Source organism: uncultured Aquincola sp., from assembly GCF_964001545.1.
In the GTDB taxonomy this organism is placed as follows: Bacteria; Pseudomonadota; Gammaproteobacteria; order Burkholderiales; family Burkholderiaceae_C; genus Aquincola.
Genome location: NZ_CAXFDV010000167.1, coordinates 1 through 20,757, shown reverse-complemented (window position 1 = coordinate 20,757; position 20,757 = coordinate 1). Strand labels below are relative to the sequence as shown.

The window sequence follows — 20,757 nt, the reverse complement described above, 5'->3', positions numbered from 1 at the left end:
CCCATGGCCGCTTCCATCATCGATTCCAAAATCTTCCAGGGCATCTTTTCCACCGAAGAGATGCGCCACGTCTGGTCCGACGAGAACCGCACGCAGAAGTACCTCGACATCGAGCGCGCGCTGGCCATCGTCCAGGCCCGGCTGGGCCTGATCCCGCAGGAGGCGGCCGACGAGATCGTCAGCCACTGCACGCTGGATCAGATCGACATGGCGCGGCTGCGCCAGCAGACCGAGCGCATCGGCTACCCCATCCTGGGCGTGGTCACGCAGGTCAACCAGCTGTGCCGCGACAAGCTGGGCGAGTTCGTGCACTGGGGCGCCACCACCCAGGACATCACCGACACCGCCACCGTGCTGCAGATCCGCGAGGGCCTGGCGCTGATCGACGGCGAGCTGGCCGCCATCTCGGCCGCGATGGCCAGGCTGGCGCGGGAGCACCGCGACACGCCGATGATCGGCCGCAGCAACCTGCAGCAGGCCATCCCCGTGACCTTCGGCTACAAGATGGCCGGGCTGCTGTCGGCCATCGAACGCCACCGCGAGCGACTGGCGCAGCTGAAGGAGCGGGTGCTGGTGGGCGAATTCGCCGGCGCGGCCGGCACGCTGGCCTCTCTGGACAAGGGCGCGATGGAGACCCAGGCCGGCCTGTGCGCCGAACTGGGGCTCAAGCAGCCGCTGATCGCCTGGCACACCATCCGCGACAACATCGCCGAGGTGGGCGCCTTCATGGGGCTGGTGGGCGGCACGCTGGGCAAGCTCAGCATGGACGTCAAGCTGATGATGCAGACCGAGGTGGGCGAGGTGTACGAGCCCTACCACCACGGCCGCGGCAGCAGCAGCACCATGCCGCAAAAGCGCAACCCCATCAGCAGCTGCTACATCCATGCCGCCATCAGCGTGCTGCGCCAGCAGGCCGCGGCGCTGATGGACGCGATGGTGGCCGACCATGAGCGCAGCACCGGCCCCTGGGAAATCGAATGGATCGTGCTGCCCGAGGCCTTCTGCCTGCTGGCCGGCGCGCTCAAGCAAAGCCGCTTCGTGCTGGAAGGCCTGCAGGTGGACGCCGCCGCGATGCGCCGCAACGTCGACCTGACCGAAGGCCTGGTGATGAGCGAGGCGGTGATGATGGGCCTGGGCCCCTACATCGGCCGCGAGTACGCCCACGACCTGGTGTACGACCTGTGCCGCCAGGCGATTGCCGAGAAAAAGCCGCTGCTGGACCTGCTGGCCGCCCACCCCGAGATCACGCCCCACGTGGACCGCGCGGCCCTGCAGGCCATGCTGGACCCCGCCAACTACCTGGGCCAGTCGGGGGTGATGGTGGATCGGGTGCTGGCTTCGCTGCGGTAGTGCCGGGTGGCGGTGGCGGCAGGAGAAGCGGGCCGATTCAGGCGTTGATCGCGTCATGCGTGGCGGGCTGGCTGCCTAAAGTCTGGGCACCCGCGCTTTCGCGCATCAACCGAATCACGCCATGCAACTGCCTTCGGTCCACATCGCCATCATGCAGCCTGCCGGCTATGTGCACTCGCTGGCGTTCGTCGATCACGCACGCTACTTCCGCCACCAGTTCCGACGCTTCGGCGCGCAGGTGAGCATCAGCAAGAACCGACTGCGCGAAGACGCCGTCAACTTCGTGTTCGGCGCCCACCTCGGCTTTCCGGCCGACTGGACCGAGCGCCATGCCTGCGTCTTCGTGAACCTGGAACAGCTGGGCGACGGCGGCGCCGCCGTCGATCCGGCCTACCTGGCGCTGCTGCGCCAATCGGCCGTGGTCGACTACGACGCCGACAACGTGGCCGCTTATGCCGAGAACGTGGGCGACGTGCCGCTGGTGCCTTTCCTGCACGCGCCTTACCTGCAGACCCAGGAGCCGCTGCCGCTGGCAGAACGGCCGATCGACCTGCTGTTCTTCGGCAGCATCAACCAGCGCCGCAAGGCCTTCCTGGAACGGGTGGAAGCCTGCGGTGCCACCGTGGCGGTGTTCGACCATCCGCTCTACGCGAACGAGCGCGACGAGTACATCCGCCAGGCCAAGGCGGTGGTCAACTGCCACTTCTACGAGGCCAGCCGCTTCGAGCAGGCGCGCGTGTTCCAGTGCCTGTCGCTGGGCACGCCGGTGATCTCGGAGCGCACGTCGCGCACCAGCGCGCCTGCGGCGTACGAAGAGTCGGTCTTCTGGCTCGATGAACACCAGTCGCTGGAAACCTTCTTCCGCCAGCGCTTCAACACGCCGGCCTTCTTCGAGGAAGCGCAGGCCCGCCTGGCCGCCTTCCGCCGCCATGACCCGCAGGAGGCCTATGGCGACCTGCTGGCCTTTGCAGCCGGCTACCACCAGGTGTGGCGCCAGGCGCGGCCGGCCACGCCGTGGCAGCCGACGCAGATGAACCTGGGCTCGGGCAAGGACTACAAGCCCGGCTGGCTGAACGTGGACATCCTGGCGCGGGCCGAGCCCGACCTGGTGCTGGACCTGGGCCAGCCGGTGGAGCTGCCGCTGCAGGTGGCCGGCTGCCGCGGTGGCGACATCCAGCTGCAGGCCGGCAGCCTGGACCGCGTGTATGCCAACAACGTGCTCGAGCATGTGCCCGACCTGCCGCGCCTGATGACCAACGTGCTGGCGCTGCTGAAAGATGGCGGCGAGTTCGAGATCGAGGTGCCCTACGAGAAGTCGCCCACCGCCTGGCAGGACCCGACCCACCTGCGGGCGCTGAACGAGCAGTCGTGGCAGTACTACACCGGCTGGTTCTGGTACCTGGGCTGGTTCGAGCACCGCTTCGACATCGCCTCGGCCCACTGGCTGGACCTGCAGCTGCAACCCTGCGCCAAGGAGCAGGCCGCCTTCATGAAGGTGACCCTGCGCAAGGTGCCCACCACCCCGGCCGAACGCACCATCGCCCGCACGATGCAGGCGGACTTCGGCGGGCTGGATGAGGATAGGGAGTGGCTGGTGCTGGAAGATGACGACCTGGGCGCGCTGCCGGCGCCGCCCGCCGCCACGAACGAGCCGCTGCCCACCCGGCCGGCCCCCGTGCCTGCGCCTATGCCGGCACCTGCCGCGCCGGTGGCCATGCCGGTCAGCACCGCGAGCAAGCTCGACGACCTGTTTGCTTCGCTGATGAAGTGATGGACGGATCGTCCACCGGCGTGGACGATGTCGTGGTCATGGCTTGCAACCTGGGCGCAAAAGCAGCCCCAGCTGCATCGAGGGTGTCGCCCACTGCCTGGATCACCGGCAGGAGCCCGTTCGCCTGGTCCTCGGGCACCTCGAACTTGCGCATGTAGCGCCCGCCCTTGGGCTTGCCCAGCTCCGGCTGGGTGACCTCGGCTTCATCGGTCGTCTTGGCGCTGGCCTGGACCTGGGTGCCGGCGATGGGCACCGCGTCCAGCTGAGTGAGGGCCATCATCCAGTGAAGGCCGGCCCTCGGCCGGTGTCTGTCCTCAGAACGCGTGCGCCGCCGCGGGGAACAGTGCCTTGAGCGTGTCGATGTCGGAGCGGCCTTCGCCCGACGGCGCGGCCGGCGACTGCGCCGCCTTCTTGCGCTGGTAGGCGCTGCGGATCTCCTCGTCGAAGCGCCGCACGTAGGCCTCCCAGGCGTCGCCCTGCACGCTGGCGGCGTTGAGCTGGCCGGCACGGGCGCGCAGGTCCGCGTCGTCGATGTAGGCCTGCGCCAGGCGTGCATAGTCCTGCGCGTCACCGGCCTGGGCCACCAGCGAGTCGGGCGCCAGCAGCGCACTGGCCAGCACGGTCGAGTTGTTGGCATGCGGCGCCAGCGCGGCGCTGGCGGCCGGTGCGCAGCACACCACCGCCAGGCCGCAGACGACGGCATCGGCCACCGTCTGGCCGCCCATCCAGGTGATGGTGTCGCAGTAGAGGTCGACCGTCTTGAGCAGGCGGAAATAGTCCATGTCGTACATGAAGCCGGTGTAGGCCACCTGCGACTGCACGCCTGCACGTTCGAGGTGTGCGTTGATCTGCACTTCGCTCGAGGGATCGCGTTCGCCCACCAGCAGCCAGATGACCGACGGGTTGGCGCGCAGCACGCTGCACATCGCTTCCAGGAAAGGCGCGTCCACGCACTTGGCCAGGCGGCTGAAGGTGGCCAGCAGCAAGGCATCGGCCGGCAGCTTCCACTGCTGGCGGCTGAACGGCTGCGCCTTGCGGGCCTGCGAGGCGCGCACGCTGCAGTTGGGCATGGTGACGTAGCGATCAGCCTGGTGGTGGCCGCGGTAGTCGCCGGAGTAGCCCAGCTTGAGGTCGAAGTTGCCGGTCGGCTGGTCGCAGGTGTGGTTGACGAACACCTGCACCGGTGCGCATCGCCAGTTGCCCACGAGCTTGCTCACGTAGTCGTTGGGCCACACGTAGTGCACCACCGCATCCACCGGGTGCGCCTGCAGGTGGTCGGCGATCCAGGCCGCGATCGGCAGCGGGTTCTCGCTGGCCGCCGGCGGGCGGTGGATGGTCACGCCGGCGGCGCGCAGTTCTTCCGCCACTTCTTCGTCGGTGGCGTCGAGCAGCAAGGTGGGGTAGATGGCCATTTCCCAGCCCATCGCCGCCAGCGCCGGGATCAGCGCGCGGATGACGTAGGTGGTGCCCGAGCCGCGGATCAGGCTGCTGACCACGAAGGCCATGCGGCCGGTGTCGCGCGCCTGGTCGCGCAGCCGGGCTTGCGGCGCAGCGGCGGCCATGGTCTCGACCGCCGCATTGACCTTGGGATGCAGCACCGACGAGCGCAGCGCGTCGTGCAACTGGCAGAAGTCGGGCAGCGTGGCATTGCCGTAGCAGAACTGGGTGAGCGTGACCAGCGCCTCGAAGGCCTGCGCATGGCCGCGGCACACCAGGTCGGCCGCCTCATGCGCCGTCACCAGTGCAATCGGCGCCTGCCAGCCCAGCAGGCGGGCATGGGACAGCACGGCCTCGCGCTCCTTGGGCGCCAGCGCCTGCACCAGGTCGAGGCTGTGGGCGTTTTCCAGCAGTTCCACCAGGGCCTCTCGCAGGCGCTGGTCGAACTTCGGTTTGCCGGTCAATTCGTCAGGCATAAACACCCTCGCCGATGAGCTGTTGTTGCAGGTGGTGCGTCAGGCGCTCGGTCACCCGGTCTTGCTCGCTGGGGCTGATGCCCCACCACAGCGGCAGGCGGATCAAACGCTCGGACAGGCTGTCGGTGTGGCTCATGTCGCCATGCGCCCGGCCCGAACGCCCGCCCGGTGCGCTGTGCAGCGGCACGTAGTGGAAGAGGCAGAAGATGCCGTCCTGCCGCAGGTCGGCCAGCAGCCGCACCCGGTTCACCTGCTCGGGCAGGATCACGTAGTACATGTGGGCGTTGTGCACGCAGTGCGCCGGCACGGTGGGCAGGCGCAGCAGCCCTTCCTGGGCCAGCGGCAGCAGCCGTTCCTGGTAGCGGTCCCAGGCGGCCAGGCGGTTGGCGGTGATCGATTCGGCCTCGTCCAGCTGCGCCTTCAGGAAGGCGGCGACGATCTCGCCGGGCAGGAAGGAAGAGCCGGTGCGCTGCCAGGTGTACTTGTCCACCTCGCCGCGGTGGAACTGCTGGCGGTTGGTGCCCTTTTGCCAGATCACCTCGGCCGCGTTCACCAGGTGCGGGTCGTTGATCAGCAGCGCGCCGCCTTCGCCCGAGATGATGTTCTTGGTCTCGTGGAAGCTGAAGGCGCCCAGGTCGCCGATGCTGCCCAGCGCACGGCCGCGGTAGCTCGACATCACGCCCTGCGCCGCGTCCTCCACCACGGCAAGGCCGTGCGCCGCCGCGATGCGGGTGATGACGTCCATCTCGCACGAGACGCCGGCGTAATGCACCGGCACGATGGCCCGCGTGCGGGGCGTGATGGCGGCTTCGATCAGCCGTTCATCGATGTTGAGCGTGTCGGGCCGGATGTCGACGAAGACGGGCACCGCCTCGCGCAGCACGAAGGCGTTGGCGGTGGACACGAAGGTGTACGAAGGCATGATGACTTCGTCGCCCGGCTTCAGGTCGAGCAGCAGCGCGGCCATTTCCAGGGCCGCGGTGCACGAGTGGGTCAGCAGGGTCTTGCGGCTGCCGGTGCGGCGCTCCAGGTCGAGCTGGCACTCCTTGGTGAAGCGGCCGTCGCCGGCCAGCACGCCCTCGAAGTGCGCCTGCGCGATGTGGCTCAGCTCGCGGCCGGTCATGTGCGGCTTGTTGAACGGAATCATCAGGCTCTCCCATCCTGGGCGTGACCCCAGCGGTACATGTCCAGCATCTCGGGCGGAATGCCCCAGTCCACCGCGCCCGCCTGGTCGTGCACCTTGTGCACGTCGGCTTCGATCGACTGCCGCAGCTGCGCCACGGTGCGGCTGGTGGCGGGCACGAAGCCATGCTGGTAGGCGGCGTTGATCTGGTGGCGCACGGCCTTGTCCACGGCCTGCTCGCGCGTCATCGTCTTGAGCAGCGGGCGCTCTGGCGCAAAAACGCTGAAGCGCTCGTCCACCGCGTCGCCCAACAGCATGGCGGCGATCTGCTGCGACAGCACCGGCGCCATGTGGAACCCGTCGCGCTTGGTGCCGGTGGCGATGACCAGGTTGCTCATCGAGGTGGGTCCCACCATCGGGTAGGTGTCCTGGCTGGTCGGCCGCCAGCCCACGTTCACGCGCACCAGGTCGGACTTGTAGTAGTCCTGGTTGATCTCCTGCGTGACCGCGCGCATCAGGTTCTCGACGCTGGTGATGCGGCCGTAGGGATACGGGTCCTTGGAGATGAAGTTGCTGGCGCCCACCAGGATCTGCGAGTTCAGCGCACCCGGCGACTCGAAGTAGGGCACGCTGTACAGGCCGCAGGCCAGCCCGCGGGCCGGCGTGCGGATGCAGTGGCTTTGCCGCATCTCGCGGATGCCCAGCTGCAGCGACACGCCCACGCCGTAGAACACGCGCTGCATCTGCAGCGGCAGCTCGCTGGCCTTGACCAGTGCGCTGACGGAAGCGCCCGTGGCCAGCAGGAAGCGGTCGGCCTCGATGCGCTGGCCGCCGCGGGTGTGCACGGCAGTGACCTGCTGGCCAGCATGCTCGATGCGCACCACGGTGTCGTCCACCTGATGCACCCGCGCGGAGCGGCGCATGATGGCGTCCAGCTTCTCGATCATCAGGCGCGGGTTGAACCAGCCCTCGTTGTCGATGAAGACGGCGCGGGTGGCGCGGTTGCGCGACTGCGGGTTGTAGTTCGGGATGTCGCGGGGCGACATCAGCCGGTGCGGTTCGTTGAAGTCGTCGAGCGCGCGGACGATGGCGTCGAAGTTGTCGTCCTCCAGCTCGTCGACCGAGGTGTTGTTGACGACGTAGGTGCCCTTCTTGGCGCAGCCGCCGCCACAGAAGGCCTGGCAGCTCTTGCAGCCGGAGGGCAGGCCGTCGCCGGCGGCGTCGATCAGCTCCATCTCGAACTTGGGCCACATCTGCGTGGCCAGATGGCTGAGCTCGAAGCGGTAGGTGTCGATGTCCGACTTGAAGGTGTCGTACTCCACCTCCGCGAAGGAGTTGAGCATGGCGCCCGCGGCCAGCGTGGCCGAGCCAGCGCGCTGCCCGTCGCCGATGACCGTGACCCGCAGGTCAGGGCCGGATCGCTGCAGCAGCCGGAAGGCGGAAGTCAGGGCAACGATGCCGTTGCCGATCACGACGACGTGCATGGCGTTCCTCACTCTTTGACCAGGTAGCACAGGCCGGGGTAGGTGGCGCAACGGCGCAGGCTGTGTGCGTGGTTGTCCATGATGGACTTGACGTACACCATGCCTTCGGCCGGGATGGTGTTGCGCGTGAGCTGCCAGAAGGCCACGATGCCGCCCTTGACCAGCCGCTTCCACACCATCTCGAAGGTCTTCTCGGTGGGCTCCACGGAGTTGACGTCGAAGAAGGCCAGCGCGATGACTTCGTGCGACTCGCGGTCCAGCATGGCGCGCACCGTCTGCACGCAGTCGCCCATGATCACCTGGTGCTTGCCGTGGTTCTTGTCGCCCATGGCATTGGACTTCTCGTGCAGGCCCAGCAGCGTGCGCAGCAGTTCGGCATACGCCTCGCCGCCCACGCCGTAGGTGCCGTTGCGGTGCAGGGCAGTGGCCTTGTCGCTGTCGGAAAAGCCCTTGTAGCCATCGAAGGTGTCGAAGGCGTATATGCGGCGGTTGAAGTGCAGCGGCTCGTAGATGGCGCGCAGGTTCTCGCACACCACGGCGGTCTGGCCGCGCCAGGTGCCGATGTCCAGCACGGCGCCGGGCAGGTGGGTGATGCGCTGGTAGATCTCGGCGATGGCCAGCAGCCGCGCCAGCAGCGAGCCGCGCAGGAACAGGCCCAGGCTGCGCTCCTGCTCGTCAGGCGTTGCCGGATACGCTTGCATGAGATTGAAGATCTCCGTCCGCGCCTCCAGACTGACTTGGTTGGAGTAGGACACCACAGCGGATTCGTGCTTCATACAAGCTCCAGACTCGTTTTCATGGCCTTGCCGGCCGCATGCTGCATAAACAATTCGGGGTGCGCGCCGCAGTGAAAGAGCGCATCCAGGACCGACACCCGGTGCTCGAAGGCGCCGTGCAATTGCGCATAGGCCGGGTAGTCGGGGTATTCAAACCATTCCAGGCGCAGGCCATGCGACTGGAAAACGCGCGCGTCGATGTAGTTCTGCCCGGCAGGCGCCGACACGTAGGTATCGGCGCCATGGCGCTGGCAGATGTGCACCAGCTTGGCCACGCGGTCGTCCGTCTCGTGCCGGCCGTCGTCCGCCACGATCTCGGTGTCGATGCGCAAGTAATGGCAGATGGCGCGGATCAGCCGCGCGTTGAAGGCCGACAGTGTGGCGTCTGCGGTGTGCAGGTAAAGCGGTTCCAGCCAGGCGGCCACTTCTGCGAAGTACGGTGCCTTGCCGTAGGCCGCTGCCAGGCTTTTCCAGTGCTTGCGCCGCCACGGCGTTTGCGGCAGCGCCACCTGCTCGATCGTGCGGTGGATGTCCGCCCCCACGGGGATGCTGAGCCACTGCAGGCCGGCGTGCGTCTTGATGAGGTTCCGGTTGCGCCAGTCGTTCTTGGTGAACTGCACCGTGTCGTACAAGACGAAGCGGTCCACCGATGCAATGAGGTCGAAGTACCCCTTCCAGGGGATGTAGTTCGACTGAGAGATCGCCAGCTTCATCAAGAACGTGCCTCCTGGCGGTGTTGCGTGGCCACTTGAGTCCAGCCACCGCCCTGATCACATGGTAGGCAGCGTGACCGTGACCGAAGCACGGATAAGGCCGCTCCTAGCCGCGTTGTTCCCGGGAGCTTGGCGGGTCAGGCGGCCTGCGCCAGCATCAGCGACTGGAAGGCCTCGCGGATGACCTGCGGCTCGGGGTCTTGCCACTGCAGGGGCTGGTGGGCCATGGCCACCAGCGCGCTGCGCAGCGATTGCGCGCTGGCTGCCGGTGCGGCGGCCTGCCTGCGCAGCACCACGCCGCCCCGCCGCGCGACACCGTAGGAGGCCACCGCGCGCAGGCCCAAGGTCTGCAGCATGCCCACCTGCCAGCCGGCGTTTTCTGCCGCCAGCAGCAGGCGCTGCAGGTCGGCGGCCGCATGGCCTTCGGGCAGCCAGGCGACGATCAGCCGCGTGGCGCAGGCCGACAGGCCCTTGAACAGCGCTTCGCTCAGGCCGGGGTCCAGGTCGGGCGCCAGCAGGGCCGCGGCCTGCTCGATGGGCTGGCCGTGCAGGTGGGGCATCAGCCCCGTCAACTCCTTGCCCCAGCCCGCCTCGGCGCTGAGCACCGACAGGCTGTCGACCTGCTCACCACGCAGCACGCCGGCCACGGCGGCCACGTCCAGGCCCACGCGCGAGCCGGTGCGCGCCGCGGGCACCTCGGCCTCGATGTGCTGGGCCACCCCCAACGCCACCTTCGCCACCGGATCATGCCGCCCCAGGTCCAGGTACTTCAGCACGCCGTGGCGCGGCGGGCAGGGGTCGCGCAGCGCATCGGCCTGCAGCGATCGGCCGGGCCGCGGGTGCTGGGCGTAGTCCAGCGACAGCGTGGTCAGGTCGTCGGCGCGCAGCGGTGTGCCCTGGGTGATGCGTTCGTACAGCAGCTGCCACTGGCTGCCCTGCATCTCGCCCCGCGTGTGGCGGTTGCGCACCAGGTAGGCCAGCCAGCCGTTGATGGCCTTGGCGGTGACCTGCTCGACCGAGCGCACCGGCAGGTGCGCCAGGTGCACGCCCGACAGCACGGCGGTTGGCATCGGCTGGCCGCTGGCGCGGTGCACGCTGTGGTTGCCCTGGTCGATCACCAGGTCGGCGTCCAGGCTGGGGCAGCGGCGGATGATGGACTTGTAGTACTGCGGCTCTTCCTTCGCCCGGCGCCAGGGCGAGGAGGCCAGTGGGTCGCGCAGCAGCTCGGCGCTGCTGCGTTGCGGGTCGGGCGTGTGCGTCATCCACGGCAGCAGCGCCTGTGCGCCGGCGGGCACCTGGCGCATCAAGCCGTCCATGGCGGCGCGGTCGGGGGCGCGCATGAATTCGTCCGCGTCCAGCAGGTACACCACCTCGGGCTGGAACACCGGCACCGTGCGCCGGTACAGCTCGGTCATCTTTTCCGACTGGAAGTAGCCGAACACCGGATCGTCGATAACCAGCAGCGGCAGGCCTTCTTTCTGCAAGGCTTCGAGGATGTCGCGCGTGCCGTCGGTGGAGCCGTTGTCCAGCAACACCATCAGGTCGACGAAGTGCAGGTTGTGGCGCACGAAGGCTTCGACGATGTCGGCTTCGTTCTTGACCATGCCCAGCGCCAGGGCGCTCAGCGGGGGAGTGGGCTCGGGCTCTTGCGGCATGGGATTCCTGCGGGCTGAAGGGTGCCAGCCAGTCTAGGAAAGCCCCGGCCCGTGCAAGGGCCGAACAACGGCCCGCAGGCGGCGCTATTCGGCGGGGCGGGCCGGCAGGTGGTCCGGCGGCAGGCTGGCCTGCTGGCGCTCGAACATGCGCTGCAGCAGCGCTTCGTAGTCGCGGGCATAGCGCGCGCTGTCGAAGAGGGGCAGGCGCAGCCGTTCTTCGCGCAGGTGCTGCTTGAGCGCCTGCAGCGCTTCGCGCTTGTGGGCCAGGGCCACGGCCATGCGCACGTAGGTGGCTGCGTCGGCGCAGGCCATCTGCGGCAGGCCGCAGGCGCTCACCAGGCTGGCGGCCACGCGGCTGGCAAAGGTGTCGCCCGGCACGGTGAGCACCGGCACGCCGGCCCACAGCGCCTCGCTGGCGGTGGTGTGGGCGTTGCAGGGCCATGTGTCCAGGAACAGGTCGGCCTGCTGCAGGCGCGCGATGTGGCGGGCCAGCGGCACCTTGTCGGCAAACACCAGTCGTGAGGGCGGGATGCCGCGGGCCGCGAAGGCCTGCACCAGGTGGCGCTGGCCGTGCGCGTTCCAGCTCAGCAGCCACAGCACGGTGTGCGGGGCCTGCGTCATCACCTGCGCCCACAGGTCCACCATCGCCGGCAGGAACTTGTAGCTCTGGTTGAAGCAGCACAGCACCACGGCGTCTTCGGGCAGGCCCAGTTCGGCGCGCGGCGGCGCTGGCGGCAGCGGCCGCTGGCGGTCGTTGGGCTGGTAGCTGGCGGGCAGTTGGGCAATGCGCTCGCTGTAATGCGGCGCGTGGTCCAGCGGCGTGACCACCGGGTCGCCGATCACGTAATCCAGGAAGTCGGCCCCGGTGGTGCCGGGGTAGCCGAGAAAGCTCACCTGCACCGGCGCCGGCCGCAGGGCCAGCAGCTCGAAGCGGGTCTGCCGGGTGTGGCCTTTCAGGTCGATGGCGATGTCGATGCCGTCGGCCCGCATGCGGCGGGCGATGGCCTCGTGTGTTTCGGTGCGCACGTCGATGAAGTGGTCACCGGCCGCACGCACCCGGGCGCTGGTGGCGCTGCCGTCGTCGCCGCCGTGCGAGTACAGAAAGACCTCGAAGTGCTGGCCGTCGCGCCGCTCCAGCAGCTCGGTCATCAGCATGGCCGTGGCGTGGTGGTGGAAGTCGGCCGACAGGTAGCCCAGGCGGATGCGGCCCGGCGCACGGGGCCCGGGCGGGGGCAGTGGCTTCAGCGGCCTGGCGGCCTGCGCGACGAACGCCTGGGCCACGCGGCGCTGGCGCAGCGGGCCGACCGGCAGCGCCAGCAGCGAAAACGGCGAGATGTTGGCCAGCAGCGGTTCGTCGCCGCCGTCGATGGTGTCCACCAACGCGGCAATGTCGTCGTCCAGGCCTTCCCAGTCGCAGGCCTGCATGCGGGTGGTCAGCAGCTGGGGCAGCGCCAGCGACCGCACCTCGCCCACGCGGTCGGTGGTGATGGCGGTGCGAAAGCACGTGCTTGCCTCCTTGTCGCGCTCCAGGTGCTTGAAGGCCAGGCCCATGCGGTAGTGCGTCAGCGCATGGCCGATCTGCTGGCCGACTGCCTGGATGTACAGCTTGATGGCTTCGCGCGGGCGCTGGTCCATCAGCAGCGCGGTGCCATGGGCGGAGAGGAAGTCGGCATCCCGGCTGACGGTGGCCGGCAGCGAGGCATACACCTCGGTGGCTTCACGGTGGCGGTTCTGGCGGCTCAGGCAATCGGCGTGCAGGCTGCAGGCCAGGGCACTGTCGGGGGCCAGCTGGCGCGCCTTGAGCGCGGCGTCCAAGGCCTCCTGCAGGTGGCCCTGCTGCAGCAGGACGGCCGCCAGGTGGGTCCAGCCGCTGGCGTTGTGCGGCGTCAGCTTCACCATCTGCTGGAAGGCCTGGTGGGCATCAGTCCAGCGGGCGGCTCTCAGGGCTTCGAGGCCGGCATGCCAGTGTCGATCGGCGCGGGCGGCTGGGGCGTGGGCGTTCATTCGGCGGTCACGGGTGGGCCGCCCAGTCTAGGCAGCGCAGGGCCGTGCGCATGGGCGGAACAGGCCGGCAAAACCGGGGCAATCCAGGGCCGCCGCCCCATGCAAAAAGCCAGCCCGAAGGCTGGCTCTTGGTGGCACGAAGGCGGTGCCTTCGGTCTATCAGTTCAGCAGCGACAGGGCAAGCTGGCTCATGCTGGACGATTGCTTGAGCATCGAGGTGCCGGCCTGCAGCAGCAGCTGCTTGCTGGTCATGTTGGCGGTTTCGCTGGCGTAGTCCACGTCGGTGATGCGGCTCTTGGCGGCAGCGGTGTTGGTGCTCATGTTCGACAGGTTGTTGTACACGTGGTCCAGGCGGTTGGCCGCAGCACCCAGGGCCGAACGCACGGTCGAGACATCCTTGATGGCGGTGTCGAGCAGGGTGATGGTGGCGTTGGCGCTGCCGGTCAGCTCCGAACCGCTGGTGGCGGTGCCGTACGTGGCGGTGGCGGCCAGGAGCGAGCCGGAGCCGCCCGTCAGTGCGCTGGCCGAGCTGGCGATGTTCACGGTCATCGTTTCGCTGGCAGCTGCGCCGATCTGGAAGGTGACGGCGGCGCTGAACTTGCCCGAACCGCCGCTGGCGGCGAACAGCTTTTCACCACCGAAGGAGGTGTTGGTGACGATGTTCTTGAGTTCCGAGCCCAGGGCGTCGTACTCAGCCTGCATCGCGGTCTTGTCTTCGCTGGTGGCCGAGCCGTTCGACGCTTCGGTCGCCAGGTCCTTCATGCGGACCAGGATGTTGTTGACCTCGTCGAACGCGCCTTCGGCGGTCTGCATCATCGAGATGCCGTTCTGCGTGTTGCGCATCGCCACGCTCATGCCGCGGGTCTGGGCGTCCAGGCGGGTGGCGATCTGCAGGCCGGCGGCGTCGTCCATCGCGCTGTTGATGCGATAGCCGGTGCCCAGGCGGGTCAGCGAGGTGGACAGACCGCGCTGCGTGTTGTTCACGGCGCTGGTGGTCGACAGGGCGGCGGTGTTGGTGTGAAGGCTCAGCATGTCAGGCTCCGGTATTCAGTGGGGGGCGGGGCAATCAGTCGCCCTCACCATCACAAGACGACCCGATGGGCACTGGTCTTAAACGCCGGGCCCACCCCAACTGCATCTGGCCGCTGAGGCGTGACGGATTGCACGAACGCTATTTCAAGGGCGCCAGCCACAGCCGGTCCAGGTCCTTGAAGCGCCAGGCCTCGGGCGATTCGATGCCGGTGATCTTGTCGTCGGCCTTGGCATCGGCCAGGTCCAGCTCGAAGGGCTCCAGCGCATGCCGCTCGGCCACTGAATAGAAGACGGCCACCTTGGGCTGCAGCAGCGAGGCCAGCCCCTGGCTGCGCACCACGGCCAGCCGCTCGGAGCGCAGCCGCACCAGCGAGCCGTTGGGGTACACGCCCACCGACTTGACGAAGGCCTGGAACACCCGCGGATCGAACTGGCCCTTGGTGTGGGCCAGGTGGCTCATCGCCTCGGCCGGGTCCCAGGGCGCGTGGTAGGGCCGGCGCGAGGTCACCGCGTCGTACACGTCGCACACCGCTGCCATGCGCGAGAACAGGCTGATGCCGTCGCCCGACAGCCGGTCGGGATAGCCGGCGCCGTCGATGCGTTCATGGTGGTGCAGTGCCACGTCGATGACGGCGGGGCTGAAGCCGCCGGCTTCCATCAGCAGCTGCTGGCCATGGCGCACGTGGGCCTGGAACTGCGCCTGCTCGGCATCGCTCAGGCGGCCGGGCTTGTCGTGCAGCTCGGCCGGCATGCGGGTCTTGCCGATGTCCAGCATCAGGCCGGCCAGCGCGGCCTCGCGCGTCTGCTCGGGCGTCAGGCCCATGGTGCGCGAGAGCGAGGCCATCAGCGCGCACACCGCCACCGCATGCATGTAGGCATAGCCGTTGGCGGTCTTCAGGCGGGCCAGGCTGGTCAGCGTGGTGGGGTTCTGCGCCACCGAATCGATGACCTCCTGCACCACCGGCACACAGTGCTCGGCGTCGATGGCGTGGCCCATGCGGGCTTCATGGAACAGCTCGTGCACCACGGCCATCGACCGCTCGCACAACGCGGCGGCCTGGCGATAGTCGGGGCCGGCGGCGGGCAGCAGCACGCTGGCCGGCGGGGGCGGCAGCGGCGTTGCTTCGGCCAGCGGCGCGGGCGCCGTCACCTCGGGCGTGGTGATGGGCTCGGCCGGCACGTCCAGCCCGCGCGAGGTGTCGATCACCAGGTCGGGGATGCCGCTGTCCAGCACCTTGGCCAGCGTCTTGTCGTCGCTCAGCAGGAACTTGCTGCGCCAGAACGGGTGCGACATCCACGAGCCGCCCAGCTCGTGGATGAACATGCCGATGCGCAGTTGCGCGGGAGTAATACGTTTGAGCACGCCTTGCAGCTTGCCGCACTTGCAAAAGCCCCGATCGCCGGAGAAACATGGGTGGCGCGGCCCGCTTTGGCGGATAGGCGCCGGGCAGCACAATGCGTCCATCCACCACCGCCGCCGCTGCCATGTTCGGTACCCAGGACCTCGCGCTCTTCATCGTCTCCGGCCTGCTGCTCAACATCGCGCCAGGGCCCGATTCGCTGCTGATCATGTCGCGCAGCGCCAGCCAGGGCTGGCGCGCCGGCTCAGCCGCGGCGCTGGGCGTGGGCACCGGCACCCTGGTGCATGTGCTGGCGGCGGCGCTGGGCTTGTCGACGCTGCTGGCGGCTTCTTCCACCGCGTTCACCGTGGTCAAGCTGGTGGGGGCGGCCTACCTGGTGTACATCGGGCTGGCGCTGCTGCTGCGGCGCGGTGCACCGGCAGCGGCTGAAGCGCCGGCAGCGCCCGTGGCGCCGCTGAGCTGGCGGCGCATTTGGTTCCAGGGTTTTCTCACCAACGTGCTCAACCCCAAGGTGGCGGTGTTCTTCCTGGCCTTCGTGCCGCAGTTCATCGCGCATGACGCGCCCCACAAGGCGCTGGCTTTCATCGTGCTGGGCTGCATCTTCAACGTCAACGCGATGCTGTGGTGCCACTTTCTGGCCGTGTCTTCAGCCCTGGCCAGCCGGCGGGTGCAGGCCAGCCGGCGTGTGACGCTGTGGCTCAACCGCGCCATCGGTGCGATGTTCCTGGGCTTCGGCCTGCGACTGGCGCTGTCGCCGCGCTGAGCGGGTGCGCAGGTGCTACAGCACCCGCCCGGGGTTCAGCAGCCCCTGTGGGTCCAGCGCCTGCTTGATGGCGCGCATCAGGCCCAGGGCCACCGGGCTCTTGCGCTCGGCCCGCTCTTCGCGCTTGAGGCGGCCGATGCCGTGTTCGGCCGAGATGGAGCCGCCATGGGCCATCACGCCGTCGTACACCAGCGCATTCACGGCATGTTCATGCCGGGCCAGGAACTCAACTGCCGGCATGCCGGGTGGCGCCTGCAGGTTGTAGTGCAGGTTGCCGTCGCCCAGGTGGCCGAAGTTGACCAGCGCCGCGCCCGGAAAGGCCGTGGCCAGCGCCGCATCGGTGGCCGCCACGAAGTCGGCGATGCGCGAGACCGGCAGCGCGATGTCGTGCTTGATGTTGGGCCCCTCGGCCGCCTGCGCCAGCGGGATGGATTCACGCAACTGCCACAGCGCCTGCGACTGGGCCAGGCTCTCGGCCACCACCGCATCGGTGCAGCAGCCATCTTGGAGCGCGGCTTCCATCAGCCCTTCGAACAGGCTGCGCGCATGCGCTTCCGACTCGCCATCGGCCAGCTCCAGCAGCACCGTCCACGGGGCGCCGGGCAGCGGCTGCGGCAGCTGCGCAAAGTGCCGGCGCACCAGCTCCAGCGACAGCCGGTTCATCACCTCGAAGCCGGTGAGGCCGGCGCCCAGCCGGGCGCGGGCGCGCATCAGCAGCGCCACGCAGGCCGGCAGGTCGGGGCAGGCGGCCAGGGCGGTGAGTGTGGCCACCGGCTGCGGAAACAGCTTGAGCGTGGCCGCGGTGATCACGCCCAGCGTGCCTTCGCTGCCGATGAACAGGTCGCGCAGGTCGTAGCCGGTGTTGTCCTTGCGCAGGCCCGACAGGCCGCTCCACACCTCGCCCTGCGCCGTGACCACCTCCAGCCCCAGGCACAGCTCGCGCGCATTGCCGTAGCGCAGCACCTGGGTGCCACCGGCATTGGTGGCCAGGTTGCCGCCGATGCTGCAGCTGCCTTCGGCTGCCAGGCTCAGCGGAAACAGCAGGCCTTGCTCGGCCGCTGCGTGCTGCAGAGCCTGCAGCACGCAGCCGGCCTCGGCCGTCATCGTCAGGTTGGCGGCGTCGATCTCGCGGATGCGGTTCATGCGGCCCAGGCTCAGCACCAGCTGGCGGCCGCTGTCGTCGGGCACGCCGCCGCCCACCAGGCCGGTGTTGCCACCCTGCGGCACCACGCTGGCGCCGTGGCGCGCGGCCAGGCGCAGCACGGTGGCCACGTCGTCGGTGCTGCCGGGCCGGGCCACGGCCAGCGCACGGCCGGGCCAGCGCTGGCGCCAGTCCTGCTCATAGCCGGCGGCGTCTTGGCCGGTGATCACATGGGCTTCGCCCAACGCCGCGCGCAAGGCGGCAGGCAGGGCATCAATCGGGGCGTGGTCGGGGGTCATGGTCGAGCGTGCATCCCGGTGCGGCCGCGGCTGCGGGTCAAGGGCGGCCGGCCGCCGGCGGCTGGTCGGCACCGGCCTCGGCCTGCGCTGCGGCATGGCCACGCTTGAGGCGCCAGCGCACATGCCAGGCGCAGGCGGTGAACAGCACCACGCACAGCAGCACCTGCAGCGTGGCCAGCACAGCGCTGATGCCGCTCTCCGACGTGGCGCGCACCACGCCTTCGGTGAAGTACAGCCACACCAGCAGGCTCACCCAGCGGTAGGTGCGCATGCGGTACTTGAGAAAGCCCGTCAGCGGCACCGCCAGCGGCAGCACCTTCAGCGCCCAGGTGCGCTGGCCGGTGGGGGCCAGCCACAGCTCCCAGGCCAGCCCCAGCACGATGAGCGCCAGCAGGCTGGCCACGGCCAGGTTGCGGGTGAGGGTGGTGGTGCGGTCGGGCCGGGCGGAGACATCGGGCATGGGCTGGCATGATAGGCGCATGCCCCCCGTGACCTCTGAGCGCCGACCCTGGCGCGTCAGGGCCTGGCGCGCCCTGGTGGCGCTGCGCCGCTGGCCCTGGATCGACACCCTGCGCACCCTGCGCGACCGCTTCCGCGACGACCGCCTGGGCCTGACTGCCAGCAGCCTGACCTTCACCACGCTGATTGCGCTGGTGCCGCTGGTCACGGTGATGCTGGCGGTGTTCTCGGCCTTTCCCATCTTCTCCAACTTCCAGATCTCGCTGGAGAAGTACTTCCTGCAGACCCTGGTGCCCGACAACATCGCCAAGCCGGTGTTGACGGCGGTGACCCAGTTCGCCCGCCAGGCCACCAAGCTGGGCTCGCTGGGTCTGGTGGTGCTGCTGCTCACCGCGCTGGCGTTGATGCTCACCATCGACCGCACGCTCAACGGCATCTGGCGGGTGCGCCGGCCGCGGCCGATCGCTCAGCGGGTGCTGGTGTACTGGGCGGCCATCACGCTGGGGCCGCTGGTGCTGGGCGTCAGCCTGTCGATGACCTCGTACGCCATCTCGTCCAGCAAGGGCCTGGTGGGCGCGATGCCCGATGCGGTGAACTTCCTGCTCAACACGCTGGAGTTCGGGCTGCAGGTGGCGGCGGTGACGGGCCTGTTCCATTACGTGCCCAACACCGACGTGCGCTGGCGCCATGCGCTGGCCGGGGGCCTGTTCTGCGCGCTGGGCTTCGAGCTGGCGAAGAAGGTGCTGGGCCTGTACGTGAGCCTGGTGCCCACCTATTCCACGATCTACGGCGCCTTTGCCACGCTGCCCATCCTGCTGCTGTGGATGTACATCGGCTGGGTCATCGTGTTGCTGGGCGCCATCATCGCGGCGCATGCGCCCAGCCTGTCGATGCGCATCGTGCGCCGGGTGGGCGTGCCGGGGCACCAGTTCTCATTGGCGCTGGCGGTGCTGCGGCTGCTCAGCGAGGCCCACGGCGGCCAGCGCCACGGCCTGACGCTGCGCCAGCTGGCCGAGGCGCTGAGCACCGATCCGCTGCTGGTGGAAACCGTGGTGGATGCGCTGGTGGCGCTGGACTGGGTGGGCCGCCTGGAAGAAGAAGGCGGCCAGCGCCATGTGCTGCTGGTCGACCCGCAGCGCACCGGGCTGCAGCCGCTGGTCGACGAACTGCTGCTGACCCCTGACCCGGTGACCGCTGTTTTCCGGCGTCAGGTGGGGGTGGATGAGATGCGGCTGGGGGAGGTGTTGTGAGCGTCGGTCACAAGGAAACGCCGGGCCGCCCCAAGTTTCCTTTCCCCCTCGGGGGGCGGGCTGGGCGCAGCCCGGCCCTGGGGGCGATCAAAGAACCACGAACTCCACGTGAGGGCCGTAGGCACCGAGGACGCTGTCGGCCGTCAGCAGCCGCAGCGGCTCACCCATCGCCTGGGCCACCAGCAGGCGGTCGAACGGGTCGCGGTGCACGTGGGGCAAGCCGACCAGCTGCCGCACGTGGGCAAAGGTGATCTGGATTTCCTTGAAGCCGCTGCCCAGGCATTCACTGCGCACCTCTTCGGCGTCGGCCTGCAGCTTGCCCATCGCGTGCTTGATGGCGATTTCCCATAGGGAGGCCACGCTGAAGAAGCATTCGTTCTCCTCGTCCAGCAGGCGAGGGGTGAGCTTCTTCATTCGCTTGTCGCCACTCAAGGTCCAGAGCAGCAGCTGCGTGTCCAGCAGCAGCCTCACAGCATGCCCTCGAACCCCTGCAGCACGTCGTCGGGCAGCGGCTCGTTGAAGTCGTCGGGCACCTTGAGCCGGCCCTTCATGGCGCCGATCCTGATCTTCTTGGGCTGCGGCGCATCCACCGGTACCAGCTTGGCCTCGGCACGGCCATGCGGACCGATGAGGATGGTTTCGCCGCCAGCCGCACGCGCCACCAGCTGTGACAGCGTGGACTTCGCTTCATGCATGCCGATGACCTTGTTCATGCGGCCATCCTAGTCCGGTGCTAGCTAAGTCGCAAGCGCGTCCTTCAAGGCCCCCCTCAGCGCCCCCAGCATCCCCTCCGGCGCCTCCTGCATCAGCGCATGCCCGGCGGTGGGCAGCGTCAGTACTTTCGCCTTCAGCGCCTGGGCCAGGTCGCGGGTGGCCTTGGGCGGGGTCATCTGGTCGCGGCCGCCCAGTACCAGCGTGGCGGGGCAGCTGACGGCGGCCGCGGCCTGCAGCCCGTTGGCATAGGCGTCGCAAAGGCGGAAGTCGTGGTGGAACAGGTTGCTGCCCGCCGGCACATGGGCCGCGCCCTGCTGCAGCAGCCGGCGCATCAGTGCCCGCCCGCCGCCGTGCAGCCAGGCGCCCGGGCCGGGGTAGGAGGGCTTGGCGGCGATGGTGCTCAGCGAAAACGTGTTCACCATGTCGATGGCCGCCAGCGGCGTGTTCAGCGCGGTGGCCAGCAGTGCGTCCGACACCTTCATCGGGTAGGCGGTGCCCACCATCACCAGGGCGCTGGCGCGCTCGGGCGCGCTGGCGGCGGCTTCCAGCGCGATCAATGAGCCCATGCTGTGGCCCACCAGCGCGGCCCGCTGCACGTCGGCGGCGTCCAGCAGCGCCAGCACCCAGTCGGCCAGGGCTTCCACGCTGGGCAGTACCGGGCCGTCGCTGCGGCCGTGGCCGGGCTGGTCGACGGCCAGCACGCCAAAGCCATGGTGCGCGAACCAGCGCGCCGCCAGCGTCCACACGCTGTGGTCGTTCAGGGCGCCATGCACCATGACCACGCAGGGTAGGGTGGGGTCGAAGGGCTTGCCGCCGGTGTAGGCGTAGGCCGGCTGCGGGCCTTGGGGGGTGTTGACCTGCAGCTTCATTGCGCCTTCTCCGCCACCTTCAGCGCGCGCTTCAGGTCGTCCAGCAGGTCGTCGGGGTCTTCCAGGCCCACCGACAGGCG

General features: G+C 69.0%; 19 protein-coding genes. 4 read left to right on the top strand and 15 right to left on the bottom strand.

The window, feature by feature from the left end; all coding sequences use genetic code 11:
- Nucleotides 1–3: 3 nt before the first annotated feature.
- Nucleotides 4–1,350 carry an adenylosuccinate lyase family protein gene (locus tag ABNT58_RS05740; RefSeq protein ID WP_348752545.1) on the top strand — a complete coding sequence of 449 codons (1,347 nt, stop codon included), beginning with the start codon at nt 4–6 and terminating at the stop codon, nt 1,348–1,350.
- 121 nt (nt 1,351–1,471) lie between these two features.
- Nucleotides 1,472–3,121: a methyltransferase domain-containing protein gene (locus ABNT58_RS05735; RefSeq protein ID WP_348752544.1), complete on the top strand. Its 1,650-nt coding sequence runs from the start codon at nt 1,472–1,474 to the stop codon at nt 3,119–3,121.
- Here ABNT58_RS05735 and ABNT58_RS05730 read toward each other — a convergent pair.
- From ABNT58_RS05730 to ABNT58_RS05685, 10 genes are all read right to left on the bottom strand, one after another.
- Entirely contained in the window at nt 3,072–3,374 is a 303-nt protein-coding gene (locus tag ABNT58_RS05730; protein ID WP_348752543.1) for a hypothetical protein, read from the bottom strand. The genes ABNT58_RS05735 and ABNT58_RS05730 overlap by 50 nt on opposite strands.
- A 61-nt stretch (nt 3,375–3,435) precedes the next feature.
- The gene (locus ABNT58_RS05725; protein WP_348752542.1) at nt 3,436–5,022 is read right to left on the bottom strand and encodes a glycosyltransferase; all 1,587 of its coding nucleotides are present in this window, start codon (nt 5,020–5,022) and stop codon (nt 3,436–3,438) included.
- A gap of 4 nt (nt 5,023–5,026) precedes the next feature.
- Nucleotides 5,027–6,181, bottom strand: a complete 1,155-nt coding sequence (rffA, locus tag ABNT58_RS05720) for a dTDP-4-amino-4,6-dideoxygalactose transaminase (RefSeq protein ID WP_348752541.1) — start codon at nt 6,179–6,181, stop codon at nt 5,027–5,029.
- Nucleotides 6,181–7,641 carry an FAD-binding oxidoreductase gene (locus ABNT58_RS05715; RefSeq protein WP_348752540.1) on the bottom strand — a complete coding sequence of 487 codons (1,461 nt, stop codon included), beginning with the start codon at nt 7,639–7,641 and terminating at the stop codon, nt 6,181–6,183. Before ABNT58_RS05715 ends, rffA begins: the two co-directional genes overlap by 1 nt.
- 8 nt (nt 7,642–7,649) lie before the next feature.
- The gene (locus ABNT58_RS05710) at nt 7,650–8,342 is read right to left on the bottom strand and encodes a class I SAM-dependent methyltransferase (RefSeq protein ID WP_348752539.1); all 693 of its coding nucleotides are present in this window, start codon (nt 8,340–8,342) and stop codon (nt 7,650–7,652) included.
- A gap of 71 nt (nt 8,343–8,413) precedes the next feature.
- A complete protein-coding gene (locus ABNT58_RS05705) occupies nt 8,414–9,130 on the bottom strand; it encodes a WbqC family protein (RefSeq protein WP_348752538.1) in 717 nt (238 codons plus the stop codon).
- Between the two features lie 137 nt (nt 9,131–9,267).
- Nucleotides 9,268–10,785 carry a glycosyltransferase family 2 protein gene (locus ABNT58_RS05700; protein WP_348752537.1) on the bottom strand — a complete coding sequence of 506 codons (1,518 nt, stop codon included), beginning with the start codon at nt 10,783–10,785 and terminating at the stop codon, nt 9,268–9,270.
- Nucleotides 10,786–10,869: 84 nt separating this feature from the next.
- Nucleotides 10,870–12,789, bottom strand: coding sequence for a hypothetical protein (locus ABNT58_RS05695; RefSeq protein ID WP_348752536.1), 1,920 nt, complete (start codon nt 12,787–12,789; stop codon nt 10,870–10,872).
- 159 nt (nt 12,790–12,948) lie between these two features.
- Entirely contained in the window at nt 12,949–13,821 is an 873-nt protein-coding gene (locus ABNT58_RS05690; protein ID WP_348752535.1) for a flagellin, read from the bottom strand.
- A 139-nt stretch (nt 13,822–13,960) separates the two neighbouring features.
- Nucleotides 13,961–15,184 carry an HD-GYP domain-containing protein gene (locus ABNT58_RS05685; protein ID WP_348752534.1) on the bottom strand — a complete coding sequence of 408 codons (1,224 nt, stop codon included), beginning with the start codon at nt 15,182–15,184 and terminating at the stop codon, nt 13,961–13,963.
- 122 nt (nt 15,185–15,306) lie between these two features.
- Between ABNT58_RS05685 and ABNT58_RS05680 the strand changes: the two genes are divergently transcribed.
- Entirely contained in the window at nt 15,307–15,945 is a 639-nt protein-coding gene (locus ABNT58_RS05680; RefSeq protein ID WP_348752533.1) for a LysE family translocator, read from the top strand.
- 15 nt (nt 15,946–15,960) lie between these two features.
- Here ABNT58_RS05680 and ABNT58_RS05675 read toward each other — a convergent pair whose 3' ends face one another.
- Both ABNT58_RS05675 and ABNT58_RS05670 read right to left on the bottom strand, forming a co-directional pair.
- Nucleotides 15,961–17,385, bottom strand: a complete 1,425-nt coding sequence (locus tag ABNT58_RS05675) for an FAD-binding oxidoreductase (protein ID WP_348752532.1) — start codon at nt 17,383–17,385, stop codon at nt 15,961–15,963.
- 37 nt (nt 17,386–17,422) lie between these two features.
- Nucleotides 17,423–17,845, bottom strand: coding sequence for a DUF2069 domain-containing protein (locus ABNT58_RS05670; protein WP_348752531.1), 423 nt, complete (start codon nt 17,843–17,845; stop codon nt 17,423–17,425).
- 19 nt (nt 17,846–17,864) lie between these two features.
- On the opposite strand from ABNT58_RS05670, the gene ABNT58_RS05665 reads away from it, so the two are divergent.
- The gene (locus ABNT58_RS05665) at nt 17,865–19,094 is read left to right on the top strand and encodes a YihY family inner membrane protein (protein WP_348752530.1); all 1,230 of its coding nucleotides are present in this window, start codon (nt 17,865–17,867) and stop codon (nt 19,092–19,094) included.
- An 87-nt stretch (nt 19,095–19,181) separates the two neighbouring features.
- Here ABNT58_RS05665 and ABNT58_RS05660 read toward each other — a convergent pair whose 3' ends face one another.
- The 3 genes from ABNT58_RS05660 to ABNT58_RS05650 are packed head-to-tail and all read right to left on the bottom strand — an operon-like array spanning nt 19,182 to nt 20,677.
- On the bottom strand, nt 19,182–19,565 hold the full coding sequence (locus ABNT58_RS05660) for a type II toxin-antitoxin system VapC family toxin (RefSeq protein WP_348752529.1): 384 nt from the start codon (nt 19,563–19,565) through the stop codon (nt 19,182–19,184).
- Nucleotides 19,562–19,807, bottom strand: a complete 246-nt coding sequence (locus ABNT58_RS05655) for a type II toxin-antitoxin system prevent-host-death family antitoxin (protein ID WP_348752528.1) — start codon at nt 19,805–19,807, stop codon at nt 19,562–19,564. The genes ABNT58_RS05660 and ABNT58_RS05655 overlap by 4 nt, the downstream gene beginning before the upstream one ends.
- Nucleotides 19,808–19,831: 24 nt before the next feature.
- Complete coding sequence (locus tag ABNT58_RS05650; protein WP_348752527.1) at nt 19,832–20,677, bottom strand: alpha/beta hydrolase; 846 nt, start codon at nt 20,675–20,677, stop codon at nt 19,832–19,834.
- Between the last annotated feature and the right edge of the window lie 80 nt (nt 20,678–20,757).